Raw genomic sequence first — 13401 nt, forward strand, 5'->3', positions numbered from 1 at the left:
GCTGCGGCAGGCGCGTTGCTGGCCAACCACCTGGGCACGCCTACCGGGCCGCCGGTGCAGGCATCGCGGCGTGTTCCAGATCACCGGTCAGCACCGTCCCGGTGGGCTCGTGCCAGATGCGGCGCCACATCTGCGCCAGCACCTGGCCGATCTGATCGCGCGCCACCGGCGCGCGGTAGGCGGCCTGGATCTGTCGCGGCGCGATCGGCTGCCACTGCCCGTCTTCGCGGTGGGCCACCACGAAATTGAAGTTGTAGTCCGGCTCCAGGCCCATGCGCAGGTCGCTGAGCATCAGCTCGTCATCGACCAGGCGTGCGCGCATGAAACCGCGATTGAACCAGGTCAACCGGCGCACTGAATCGAACCGGGCCACTTCGCCCAGCGCCTGGGTATTGCTGGAATAGCCACGAAACTGCATCGGGCCCTTGTCGGCCACCAGCGAGCGCTCGCCGATCACATAGCCGTTGGGCGTCATCGCCACCACGCGCCACAGCAGGGTATTGAGCGGCATCGGCACCGAGAAGCGCGGCGCATCCTTCAACCCGAGTGCGGCCAGCGCACGGTCCGCTTCCTGGTCGACCAGGTGCTTGGCCAGCAACGACCAACCCAGATAGGCGGAGCTGAGCGCCAGCCCGATCACCAGCGCGTGCTGCGCGATGGGCCGCGCGCGTGCAAACCATGCCACCGCGCAGGCGAGCAACAGCCATAGCGTGTAGGCCGGGTCGATGATGAAGACGCTCGACCACATCGCCGGATGCGGCTGCAGCGGCCACCACAGCTGGGTGCCGTAGACGGTGAAGGCATCGAGCAAGGGATGGGTGATCAAGGCCAGCTGGATCGCCCAGAACCAGCGCTTGGGCGCACTGGCCACGCGCCCGTTGCCGTAGCGGCGAAACAGCCACCAGATCAGCCAGCCCAGCAACGGCAGCACCAACAACGAATGGCTGGCGCTGCGATGCACCGTCATCAGCGTGACCGGATCGTCGGTCAACGGCAGCAACACCAGCGCATCGAGATCGGGCAAGGTGCCCAGTGCGGCGCCGGCCAACAGGGCCGCACGGCGCTGTCCGGCCGGTGCGATGGCAGCGGCGACGGCGCCGCCGAGAACGATCTGGGTCAATGAATCCATCGGCCGATGCTAGCAGGCCAGGCATCGTTCAGTGCCATCGCGTGCGTTACGACCGGGGGGCAGTCAGCCAGCAGGTGCGTTGCCCGCATCGCGCTGCGGTTAGCTGACAAAAAAAAACGAGGCCGCTGCCGGCGTCTGGATGCCCTGCACCAGGATGGCGGACGCTGCAGCCCGATGGCGGCTCCCGGCAGCCGCGGCCTGCCGACATGCGCTACGCATGACGACCTCACGCCGCGCGCTGCTGCGCGGCGTGGGGCTGCGGCGCCAGCTCGGCCAGCACCTCGCCATGATGGTTGACCAGTTGCAGTGCGCCGCACTGCGTCTCGCGCAGCGCCGTCAGGCTCTCCACCCAGTCGCCGGTGTTGGCGTACAGATGGCCGGCCTGCATGCGCAGTGCGGCGCGATGGATATGCCCACAGACGATGCCGTCCAGATCGCGGCGCACCACATCGGCCAGGCCGGCCGCCACGAAGCGGCCGATGTAACGCTCGGCTGCATCGCTGCGTCGCTTGAGAAACTCGGCCAGCGACCAGTAGCGCATGCCCAGCCGACGCCGCAGACGATTGGTCAGCTGATTGCCGGTGAGGATGCGGTAGTAGAGCCAGTCGCCAAATCGTTCCTGCAGGCCACCGAAATGGGTCTGCGCGTCGTAGTCGTCGCCATGGGTGACCAGCAGCCGGCGCCCGTCCAGCAAGGTGTGGACGCTGCGTCGGCGCACCTGCATGGCCGGCATCACCAGGCCGCAGAAGCGGCGGATGGCACGGTCGTGGTTGCCGGGCACGTAGATGATCTCGGTGCCGCGCCGGGCCTGCGCATGCAGGGCCGCGATCACCTGCTGATGCGCCGCATCCCAGACCGCGCGCCGCTGCGCCATCCACCACAGGTCGATGATGTCGCCCACCAGATACAGCCTCTGGCACTGCTGGCGGCCAATGAAGGCGGCGATCTCGGCGGCATGGCAATGCCGTGAGCCCAGGTGCAGGTCGGACAGGAACAAGGCACGGACCGGTGGATGCAACGTGGACAAGTGCATGCGGGCGTCTCCGGGGCAGAAATCTCGGCGCTGCGATCGGGCGCGGCGCAGGCAGGGTGCGTGCGCCGCCCGCAGGCGCCGGCAGCGCACGCGCGTAGATGCACACCCCGCCGCAAGCCGCGACGCACTGCATCGAACACCGCATCGCGGGTCGTGGGCGCCATGGCAGCCATGCGCCCTCGCCCCGGCACGCTGTCCAACGGCATCGCTTATTCCCCTGCGGCGCCCCGGCCGCAAGCAGCCAAGGCGCCAGGTACGCGCGCATGCTGACCGCTCGATACGACCACTGCATGGCAAGCTGACGACACCCCGATGACCGTGCAAACCCGTGCCACGACACGGGTTTAACGCTACACCGGGCTGTTCAGGCGCACAATGCACAGGGTTGTCGGACGGTGTATCATCCGCACCCATCTTTTCATCCGAATCAAGGGATATAAGCCTGATGTCCAGCTACCTGTTCACCTCCGAATCGGTCTCCGAAGGCCATCCGGACAAGATCGCCGACCAGATCTCCGACGCAGTGCTGGATGCCATCCTGGCCCAGGACAAGCGCGCCCGCGTGGCATGCGAGACGATGGTCAAGACGGGCGTGGCGATCGTTGCCGGCGAAGTGACCACCAGTGCCTGGATCGACCTGGAAGCGCTGACCCGCAAGGTCATTCTGGACATCGGCTACAACAGCTCCGACGTCGGCTTCGACGGCGAGACCTGTGGCGTGCTCAACCTGATCGGCAAGCAGTCGCCGGACATCAACCAGGGCGTGGATCGCAAGAACCCGGAACAGCAGGGCGCCGGCGACCAGGGCCTGATGTTCGGCTACGCGACCAACGAGACCGACAGCCACATGCCGGCTGCGATCCATCTGGCGCACCGCCTGGTCGAGCAGCAGGCCAAGATCCGCAAGAAGAAGAACTCGGCGCTGTCCTGGCTGCGTCCGGACGCCAAGTCGCAGGTCACCCTGCGCTACGAAGACGGCGTTGCGACCGCGATCGACGCGGTGGTGCTGTCGACCCAGCACGATCCGGGCATCAAGCAGAAGGACCTGGTCGAGGCCGTGCGCGAGGAAATCCTCAAGCCGGTGCTGCCGGCCAAGTGGCTGCACAAGGGCACCAAGTTCCACATCAACCCGACCGGCAAGTTCGTGATCGGCGGGCCGGTGGGCGATTGCGGCCTGACCGGCCGCAAGATCATCGTCGACACCTACGGCGGCTGGGCGCGCCACGGTGGCGGCGCGTTCTCCGGCAAGGATCCGTCCAAGGTCGATCGCTCGGCAGCCTACGCCGCGCGCTACGTGGCCAAGAACGTGGTGGCTGCCGGCCTGGCCGACCGTTGCGAAGTGCAGGTTTCCTACGCCATCGGCGTGGCCGAGCCGACCTCGATTTCGGTCACCACCTTCGGCACCGGCAAGATCGCCGACGAACAGATCGAAAAGCTGATCCGCAAGCATTTCGACCTGCGTCCGTTCGGCATCATCCAGATGCTCGACCTGATCCACCCGATGTATCAGCAGACCGCCTCCTACGGCCACTTCGGCCGCAAGCCGAAGGACTTCTCCTACACCGACGCAACCGGGGAGCAGCACAACGCCACCGCGTTCTCGTGGGAAAAGACCGACCGCGCCGACGCGCTGCGCGCCGACGCCAAGCTGAAGTAAGCAGACTGCTCCTGCGGGAGCGGATGCAGTGAATTGCACATGGGCCGCTGATGCGGCCCATGTGCGTTTTGGTGGAATGGATGCTTCCAACCGAAGCCCACGGCTGGATTCACCGCGTGTCCGGGTTTTTGATGCGGCCACCGCTTACTGACGAATCTGCGCGTTGGACATCTAGTGGGTTTGTGCGAATGCTCCAGTCACTGACGCTCTGTGACTGAAGGCTTCGGCCACTGAAGGCGCTTGCAAGCGTAATCGCCTGCCGATCAGCAGTGGCAACGCTGGGAGCGCGGTGCTGCGTCCGGGGGCGGGACCGTGTGGCGGCATGGATGCCGCCACCGAGCCTCCAGGAATGGATTCACGGCGTGTCCCGACACTGGATGCGGCGCCGCGCTGCCGACCACCTCCGCACACCGACCAACCTGCGCATGAGATCTGCTGGTGCTCTGTAGAAGCTTCGGTCTGCTGCGGGCGCTTGCACGCGTACCGGGTGGGACACGCCGCAAGTACGTCCTTGTAGGCTCTGGCACGGCATCCATGCCGCTCAAGGCCCCACACCGGCACGCGCGCAAGCACCACCGATCATCGTCGGCGGCTGAAAAAAGAAAAGCCCCTCTCCTGCGGGAGAGGAGTTGGGGTGAGGGTACGGGGCGTAGCCTCTTTGCATATTCGATGACACCAGGCGTCGCACGTACCCTCATCCGCCCCTGCGGGGCACCTTCTCCCGGTGGGAGAAGGAACAACTGGTGGTCGCCTTTTCCAGATCAGGATTGCTGCTGCACGGTTAACGATCGAGCTGCAGCTGTTTCTCAAGCGCGTACATAAACTCCGGCAACGGGCATGCCATGCGTTGCCCTGCTGTGCAAATGCCAAGCGCCAACGTCTGCTGCAACGGCGGGTGCGCCAGATCCAACGGCGCCAACGTCCGCAGTTGATCCAGCGATTGCGCCAGGTACTGCGCACGCACTACCTGCTGCCCGTTCGGCTCGCGCCACAGTCCCAGCAACAGCGCGCCTCCTGGCGGCGGATCGTCGGCGCCGTAGCCGGGCAGATGGAAGTGCAGGCCCAGCAAACTGCTCAACGCGGCGATATGCGTATCGCTACCGACGAAAACAGAGACCGTTGGCGCCGGCATATTGCCAAAGCGCTGCAGCACGTTGCGCGCCAGCGGTGCGCCCGAGCGTGAGGCCATGTAATGCGGACGTGCGTAGATGTCGAACAACAAGGCATGCAGTCGGGACACCTGCGCCAGCCGCTCGGGTGTGGCACGGCCCCAGCCGACCTGCGCCAGCGGCAGGCCTTCGGCGTATTGCAGCAGCAACACCTCGCCGGTGCCGGAGGTCAGATCGATCGGCCCACCCAGCGCCAGGCCGCGCCCGTTGGCCGACGGCCTCAGCGTGGACGGCATCTGCGCAAAGTCGCAGGGCGTGCGCGTGCAGCCCAGGATCTGCTGCATCGCCTGCAGCTCGGCCGCGTGCCCTCGCAACACTGCGGCTGGGCCACCGGTTTCTCTCTCGATCGCCGCAACTGCCGCCGCGCCATCGAACGGCACTGCACCGGCCTCGATCGGTCGGAACAACGGATCGTTGCTGCCGGCCTGGCGATGCCCGGCGACGATCCCGCAGCCCGGTGCCAGCGCCGCGGCCAGCAAGGCGCCGCTGTCGATGGTGCGCTGGTCGGTATTGGCCCAGACCGACACGCTGCCTGGTACCGGGCACCCGCTCGGTGGCAACACGCCCTGCTGCACCAGCCATTGGCGCAAATAGTCGCCGCTCAATTGCACGCCGATGCGCCCACGCGGCGTCAGCAAACTGGCCGCTGTGGACCATTGCGGCCATGGCGCGTCGGCGTAGTGCGCCGCGGCGGCTTCGCCCTGCAGCGGCGCGCGCACGCCGTGCCGAAAGACAACCACCACGCGTTCCAGTTGCGCGGCCTGCGCGGTCTTTGCGACTGCGGGCGGTCCGGGCGGACGCGGCGTGCAGCCGATCAGCAGCAGCGCGCCGAAGCTGAGCGCCGGCACCAGCCATCGCAGCCAAGACGCTGTCGTCGATGCCGGCCTGATGCCTGCGCGCAACGGCGCGACGCCTTTGCATGATGGCAACAACGCAACCCCCATCGCGTCGCTGCCGTCATCGCCTGCAGGCGTCGGGTCACTATCCTGCCCCGTTGTCATCGCGTGCCCAGAACACATGCTTGGTGGTCATCCCGTTGGTCATTGCGGAATCTACGTTGCCAATATGCAAGGCAGACGACATCCGGCGGAACTTCGCGAACATGTCCGGGCAGGCACCACGCGACGATGATGCTGCGCATCAGCCGCGCGGCCGCGGTGACGGGCGCGGCAGGCGTCCTTACGAATCGCACCGCGCCGCATGGTGCGCCACCTTGCGTGGATAGCCTTCGCACTGGCCGTCAGGACGCCCTGCACAGGGCCGCGGCACGATGACTTGCGATGGGCCGGCATCAACCCATCGGCACATCTGCCCGCAGCACGCGCATGCTGCGCCACCTGCCCGGGATCGTCGTTGTCCTGCGTCCTTATGCAATCACGATCGACGGGATGGCCGGGAATTCGGGTAGCGCTTGATCGGCCACGGACGGCGCTGCGGATGAAGGCGCTGCGGTCCGCGCTGGCGGCGGCGTGGTGCCCGCGGGACCGGCCGCCTGCCGTTGGCCTTCGTTGCGGCCGCGGCCGGCCAATAGCAGGGGCACCCGGATCACTGCCGACCGCATCGTGCGCATTGCCTCTTCCCTGGTTCAAGCGTCTTCGGGAAACCGCCTGATAGCACGGGCCAGATAAACAATGCGCTAGTGCGGGACGCGCATCGGATGGCAGCGCGCATTGTCGGCCGCTGGCAAATTCCACATCCGTAGTGCGTGCCCTGTAAGCCACGCCTTCCGGCAGTGCGCTGCAGCGCGATCAGAATGTCGCGGACGCTGCGGCCGCTGGCTTGCCCTGCGCATCCGTTGCGCTCGCCGCCTCGGAGCGCAATTGCTCGTGCAGGATGCGGCGGATCTCCAGAATCGCCTGCGGCGTTTCCTGCACACTGTGCCAGGAGGTCACCACCAGTTCGGACTCGGCACCGTCCAGGTGCGCGCTGCGATACGGCACCAGGCCATCGTCGGAGTCGGCCAGCGGCACCTGCGGTTTCTCGCGCCCGACAATGGTGTGGTAATGCACCTGCGGGGAAATCGGCAGGTCCATGCTGGCGCGCACGAACGGATCGGTATCGCGCAGGTTGTCGATGCTGGTCGGCGGCAGCAGGCGCCGCTTGCGGCGCGGGTCGCCGCCCTGCCCACGCTCGCTGCTGGCCAGGTCCTGAAACACATCGCCGAAGCGATCCAGCAAGGCGATCGGCAAACGCACCAGGCGGCCGACGAAACGCCCCAGCCCACCCTCGGCCAGGGGCGTGCCGCGATGCGGCGCGGCGATGAAGATGGCGCGGTCGACCTGCGGCATCGGCGAAAAATGCAGCAGCGGCGACAACTTCGCGCGGATGCGTGCGCCGCGCTCGCCGTCCAGCCGGTAGTTTTCCAGCAGGGAATTCCACAGGCGCTCGCCGGAGGAGGACACCAGCAGGCGCCCGATCACCCCGCCCATGCTGTGGCCGATCAACACCATGTCCTGCGATGCGATCGCCGTGCCGGCCGGATCGAAGTGCTGCAGGCTGCGCTCCACCAGGGCCTGGATTTCGGCGCGGTTGACCGCCACCGGCGCATTGGTGGGGTAGTACACCTGCCAGATCTGGTAGCGCTGGCGCAGCGCTTCATCGCCCATCACTTCGTTGGCGACATTGACCCAGGCTTCCGGGCTGCTGGCCAGCCCGTGCAGCATCAGCAGCACGCGCCGGTCCGGGTCGTAGGGCTGCATCAGATACAGATGCGGGCGGTCGATGCCGCGCGCGCGGCCCAGCATCGACCGCAGCGACTGCGCGGCAAACCCGGACCTGGCCAGCCACAGCCCATAGGCGGCGGTGAAATTGGCCGCCAGCGGCACGCGCTGGCCATGCAGCACCACCTCGTTCTGGCGATACGGATCGTAGGGCACCACGGTGGCGGCATGGCCACGCAGCACCGCATCCAGCGTCTGTCCATCGAAACGCAGCAGCAGCGTTGCCGGTGCGTACGGCATCTCGCTGAAGGTCGGCAGCGGACGCTCCGGTGCTGCGACGGCGGCGGTTGGTTGCAAGGCCAGCCCGGCGGGGTCGCCGACCACTTGCGGGTCCACCTCGGCCACCAGTTCGGCCCCGAAGCCATCGCGTCGATACGTGCTGCGCAGTCCATCGAAGCGCAACGCCGAGGCGGCGAAGATCGCGCGCGGCGTGTTGCCACCGCCCGGCAAGCGATACGCAGACATGTCGATCCTGACCTGCCAGCGCCCCAGGGTGGTGGGTTCGCGCTCGGTCTGGCCGGTCTGCTGCGCGCGCGCGAACAGGCGTTCGATCACCTGCTGCACGGCATAGTTGTAGTAGTCGCGTACCTGCGTCTGGCGATTCTCGAACGCACGCGCACTGGGCGCCCGATCGGTGAAGAACAGGTAGGCGTAGGCATGCCGCGCCGCTTCCAGCCAGGCGTCGACTGCCGCATCGCTCATCGTTGCCGGGTCGCGCCCGCCCAGGGCAATCGCCTGCGCCGTCCAGAGCTCGGCCTGCGTCGCCAGCCGGCGCTCATTGCCGATGCCTGCGACGGTGGTGAGCTGCTGCAGGCAGGGCAGCGGGTCGCTGCGGCAGGCCTTGGGCTGCAGACCGGCCACCTGCACCGTCTCGCTGCTGGCCTGGCTCAATGCGCCGGTACTGAGCACATCGCCGCGCGTGCGCGCGATGTAGTCGCCGCTGCTGTGCGATTGCACCGTGACCATCGCGCAGCCGCTCAGCCACAGGCTCGCCAGCAGTCCTGCCAGCACGGCAGCGACGCGGCATCCACGCAGCCGCGGCGTCATCGCACTGCGCTCCGGGCTGGTGCTGGTGCTGGCGCCTGCGGCATGCCGGCACGGATGCGCTCGGAGAAATCCGCGGCCTTGTCGGCGGCGATCGCACGTGCGGTGAAATGCCCGCGCTGCTTCAGGGTGGCGAAGTCGTAGCCGGGCATCAGCCCATCGTGATCGTAGGCGTATTCGTCGACGTAGCCGGACAGCAACAGGCGATGATCCAGAGGCAAGGTGGGCTGCAATTGGCGCGCCAACGCAAACACGATCGTGGTGCAGTTGCTGGTGAGCGTGTTGTAGAACGCCGGCGCGCGATTCAGGTCGTTGGCCAGGCCCACGTAGCCCATGAACATGCGGCGCAGCCCGGCCTTGGGAAGCGCCAGCCGGTACAGGTACATGTCCTCGCCGCGCACGTTGGTGCGCACGCGCAGGATGTCGCGCTCGTCGGCGGCCACCAGGGTTTCTTCGAAACTGCGGAAGAACCCGCCCAATGCCGAGAACGACTCGCCACGCTCCTTGCGGATTTCCAGCGAGAACACCACGTGCGAGCCGTCGTCGAAACCGAACGACACCAACGTGTGCGCGATCGCCGGGCCCATCCAGTACGACAGCGCCAGATCGGCGCTGACCAGGCGATCCAGGTCGTACTGGCGGGTTTCCCAGCGCGGCTGGTAGTCGGTTTCGCCATGCCAGTCGAAATTGCGCACGTTGTGCAGCGTGACGATGTTGCCGTGCACCTCCGGCTGCAGGCGCTGGGCGACATCGTCGGCCCAGTCGCGGTCCTGGCTGGGCTGCATCATCCACCACGACAGCGCCAGCACCGCGAAGGCGGCACTGAAGATGCCCACCAAGGCCCAGTTCTCGCGGCCACGCCGCAATCCCCACAACGCCGCGATTGCCATCGCGCACCACGAGCCCACCCACGCCGCGCGCACGAACGCATTGCCGGTCAGCGCGAAGTAGATCGCCAGCCCGCCCCAGAGCGCGGCCAGCACCAGCGCCCCCCGCAACGCCCAGCGCCTGATGCGCGAACGCGTGGCCGGTTTCATCGGGTGCCGCCTTCCGGCACCTGCATGCCCAGTGCGTGCATCAACAGGTCGGCCGAGCGATGGGCAAGCCGTTTGCGTTCGGATTCGTCGTTGCCGCGCAGGCAGCTGCCCAGCATGTCGATCACCAGCAGCAGTTGCTCGTCATCGACATCGGCACGGCACAGGCCGGCGTCGCGGGCGCGATGCACGAACGGCAGGAAGATGCGCACCACACGCCGGTCGGCCGCGTCCACGGCCGGGTGCGCGCGCTCGATCGAACGCCAGAAATCCACCAGCGGCGCGGACTGGGCGATGTGCTCGGCCACATCGTGCAGCAGCACGGCCAGCCCGTCCGGGCGCTCGGCCAGATCGGCGGCCAGCCGTTCCAGGCCATCCAGGCCACGGGTCATCAGCGCGGTCATCAGCGCGAGCCGGTCGGGGAAATTGCGGTACAGCGTGGCGCGGCCAAGGCCGGCACGCTCGACCACCAGTTCCAGCGGGGCGTTGACGCCGTGTTCGCTGAACACTTCGTCGGCAGCATCGAGTATCTGCCGGCGGCGCAGCGCGGCATCAGGGCGGGAAGTCGTCATCGCGGCATTATCGGACAGATTTGTCCGGTAACACCAGAGTCCGCTTCACCAATCCGCGCCCTCTCCGACCAACGGTCTGCTCCGGCAGCCTGCTCCGGCAGCGCCTCCGACGGCCGGAGCAGCGAACGGATCAGCCGGTGTTCTGCACGCCTTGCGAGACACCGTTGACGCAGGCCACCAGCGCGCGCAGCAATTCGTCGTCTTCGCCATCGGTGGCGCGCCAGCGCTGCAGCAGGTCCACCTGCAGCACGCTGATCGGGTCGATGTAGGGGTTGCGCAGGCGGATCGACAAGGCCAGCCGCGGGTCGTGCTGCAGCAGCGACTGCTGGCCGGTCAACGCCTTCACCCAGCCCTTGGTCAGCGCCAGCTCGGCGCCGATGCCCGGGAAGAACCGCGCATGCAGGTCGCCCGACAAACGTGAAAACAGCTCGGCGATGGTGAGGTCGCCCTTGGACAGCACCATCGCCACGTCGTCGAGGAAGGTGCGGAAGAATGGCCAGTCCTGCGCCATCTCGCGCAAGGTCTCCTCATGCCCCGCATCCACTGCCGCCTGCAGGCCGCTGCCCACGCCGTACCAGCCCGGGATCACCGCACGCGCCTGGCTCCAGGCGAACACCCACGGAATCGCGCGCAGGTTGGACAGGGCCGCGTCCTGGCCGAGCCGGCGCGACGGACGCGAGCCCAGCGTCATGCGTTCGATCACATCGATCGGCGTGGCCAGGCGGAAGTACTGCATGAAATCCGGCGCGCCAACGAAGGCGCGATACGCCACGGTGCTGCGCTCGGCGACCAGATCCATCACCGGGCGCCAGCGCTCCTCGCGCGGCTCCGGCGCCCGCGGACGCAGGCTGGACAGCAGCACCGCGCCGGTCATCTGTTCCAGCGAGCGCAGTGCCAGGGCACGGATGCCGTACTTGCGATGGATCACCTCGCCTTGCTCGGTCACGCGCAGCCGGCCATCGACACTGCCGCGCGGCGCGGCATCCAGCGCGCGGCTGGTCTTGCCGCCGCCACGCGCGATCGAACCACCGCGGCCGTGGAAGAAGGTCAGCCGCACGCCGAGTTCGGCGGCAGCCTCCAGCAGTTCGACCTGCGCGCGTTGCAGCCCCCACCGCGAGGCGGTGATGCCGCCGTCCTTGCCGCTGTCCGAATACCCCAGCATCACCATCTGCGTATCGCCGCGCGCAGCCAGGTGCTGGCGGTAGACCGGGTCGGCGAGCAGGTCCTGCACGGTGCCGGTACCGCCGCGCAGATCGTCCACGGTTTCGAACAGCGGCACGATATCCAGCGGCACCGTGCCGGCGTCGTCGACCAGGCCGCCACGGCGCGCCAGCGCCAGCACGGTCAGCACGTCCGCGCGGTTGTGCGCCATCGAGATGATGTAGCTGCCCAGCGCATCGGCGCCATGGCGGCTGCGCGCGTCGGCGAGCGCGGCGAACACCGCATCCAGCCGCGCATTGCCTTCGTCATCCACGCGCGGCAATGCCTGCTCGCCGGAGGCATACGGGCCGAGCAATGCGGCGCGCTGGGTGGCGTCCTGTTCGTCCCAGTCCGCCTGGCCCAATGCGTCGGCCACCGCGCGCGCATGCACGCTCGATTCCTGGCGCACGTCCAGACGCGCCAGGTGGAAGCCGAAGCTGCGCACGCGCCACAACAGGCGGCGCACCGCGAACCAACCGGCGTGCAGGCCCTTGTTGGCCTGCAGGCTGTCCAGGATCAATTGCAGATCGTGCTCCAGCTCGGACGGGCTGGTATAGGCGCCCTCGGCATCGTCCAGCGTGGCCTGCAGGCGCGCGCGCATCAGATCGTTGAGCAGCCGGTACGGCATGTCGCCATGGCGCGGACGCGAGCGTGCGGCGTCCTCCGGCAACAACGCGCGGTAGCGCTGCAGTTGCTCGCTCAACGCCGGGCTCACCGCCACCAGCGTGGTCGACTGGCTGAGCAGGCTGGCCAGTTGCCAGAGTTCCTTCTGATACCGGTCCAGCACCGCACGCCGTTGCGCATCCAGCGTGCCGGCAATGGTGGTGGCATCCACATTGGGGTTGCCGTCCATGTCGCCGCCGACCCAGGTGCCGAAGCGCAGCAGCCGCGGCAGGGTCGGCACGCTGCCGTAGGTCTCTTCGATGGCGTGTTCGAGGGTTTCGTACATCACCGGCACCACGCGATAGAGCACCTGGGTGAGGTAGAACCCCACATGCTCGCGCTCGTCCTCCACAGTGGGACGCACTGGCGAGGAGTCGGCGGTCTGCCAGGAGGCGGTCAGGGCCATGCGGAAGCGCGCCGCGTCGGTGGCGCGCTCGTTGGGCGTGCGCATGCCGTCCAGGTTGTCGACCAGGCTGGCGACCATCAGCTGTTCTTTTTCCAGCAACGCGCGGCGCACCGCTTCGGTGGGATGGGCGGTGAACACCGGCTCCACGTCGATGCGCGGCAACCACGCGCTGAGTTCGTCCAGGCTCACGCCCTGTGCCTTGAGCCGACGCAATGCATCGTGCAGGCCATCGGGCTGCGGCGTGTCGGTGCCGCTGCGCTGGTACTCGCGGCGGCGGCGGATGCGGTGCACGCGCTCGGCGATGTTGACCACCTGGAAATAGGTACTGAAGGCACGCACCAGCGCCTCGGCCTGGCGCGGCTCGCGCCCGGCCAGTTGCGCGCTCAGCGTGGACGGCGGCGCATCGCCCTCGCGCCGCGCAATCGCGGTGGTGCGAACGCGTTCGACTTCCTCGAGGAATTCCGCAGAGACCTGCTCGGCGAGCAGGTCACCGACCAGGGCGCCGAGCCGACGCACGTCGTCGCGCAAGGGCAGGTCGGGGGTAGCGAACACAAGACTGCTGCGGTACTCGTTCATCGGAAACGCACACCCTCTCAAGCGCAAAGTCGTCGAAGACTAACCCAAAAGGATTAGATGATCGCGACCGGCACGACGGTTTCATCATCAACCATCGTGTGCCAGCGCTTTGTCCGATGACTCTCGTAGGAGCGCGCTGGCGCGCGATAGGGCTTTCCCGGTAATGCCCCATCGCGGGCAAGCCCGCTCCTGCGAGGT

7 protein-coding genes and 1 pseudogene are annotated in these 13401 nt (G+C 67.6%); 1 reads left to right on the forward strand and 7 read right to left on the reverse strand.

Features of this window, described 5'->3' with window-relative positions; translation table 11 throughout:
- Nucleotides 1-40: 40 nt before the first annotated feature.
- Both EO139_RS10550 and EO139_RS10555 read right to left on the reverse strand, forming a co-directional pair.
- Entirely contained in the window at nt 41-1129 is a 1089-nt protein-coding gene (locus tag EO139_RS10550; protein WP_104584607.1) for a metal-dependent hydrolase, read from the reverse strand.
- Between the two features lie 226 nt (nt 1130-1355).
- A complete protein-coding gene (locus EO139_RS10555) occupies nt 1356-2162 on the reverse strand; it encodes a UDP-2,3-diacylglucosamine diphosphatase (RefSeq protein ID WP_126970514.1) in 807 nt (268 codons plus the stop codon).
- A 445-nt stretch (nt 2163-2607) separates the two neighbouring features.
- Here EO139_RS10555 and metK point away from each other — a divergent pair, with 445 nt between their 5' ends.
- Nucleotides 2608-3819, forward strand: coding sequence for a methionine adenosyltransferase (metK, locus tag EO139_RS10560; RefSeq protein ID WP_104584603.1), 1212 nt, complete (start codon nt 2608-2610; stop codon nt 3817-3819).
- A 781-nt stretch (nt 3820-4600) separates the two neighbouring features.
- Here metK and EO139_RS10570 read toward each other — a convergent pair.
- The 5 genes and pseudogenes from EO139_RS10570 to ppc all read right to left on the reverse strand — a co-directional run.
- Nucleotides 4601-5752: pseudogene (locus tag EO139_RS10570) on the reverse strand (histidine-type phosphatase); the annotation flags it as partial.
- Between the two features lie 984 nt (nt 5753-6736).
- Nucleotides 6737-8755, reverse strand: coding sequence for an alpha/beta fold hydrolase (locus tag EO139_RS10580; RefSeq protein WP_126970520.1), 2019 nt, complete (start codon nt 8753-8755; stop codon nt 6737-6739).
- Nucleotides 8752-9789 (reverse strand): DUF4105 domain-containing protein, encoded by a 1038-nt coding sequence (locus tag EO139_RS10585; RefSeq protein ID WP_126970522.1) that lies wholly within the window; start codon nt 9787-9789, stop codon nt 8752-8754. The genes EO139_RS10580 and EO139_RS10585 overlap by 4 nt, the downstream gene beginning before the upstream one ends.
- Complete coding sequence (locus EO139_RS10590) at nt 9786-10358, reverse strand: TetR/AcrR family transcriptional regulator (protein ID WP_102583939.1); 573 nt, start codon at nt 10356-10358, stop codon at nt 9786-9788. Before EO139_RS10590 ends, EO139_RS10585 begins: the two co-directional genes overlap by 4 nt.
- 130 nt (nt 10359-10488) lie before the next feature.
- Nucleotides 10489-13203 carry a phosphoenolpyruvate carboxylase gene (gene ppc / locus EO139_RS10595; RefSeq protein ID WP_119130748.1) on the reverse strand — a complete coding sequence of 905 codons (2715 nt, stop codon included), beginning with the start codon at nt 13201-13203 and terminating at the stop codon, nt 10489-10491.
- Nucleotides 13204-13401: the final 198 nt, after the last annotated feature.

Origin of the sequence: Xanthomonas sp. BRIP62411, assembly GCF_003993525.1 — a bacterium.
Taxonomy (GTDB): domain Bacteria; phylum Pseudomonadota; class Gammaproteobacteria; order Xanthomonadales; family Xanthomonadaceae; genus Xanthomonas; species Xanthomonas euroxanthea.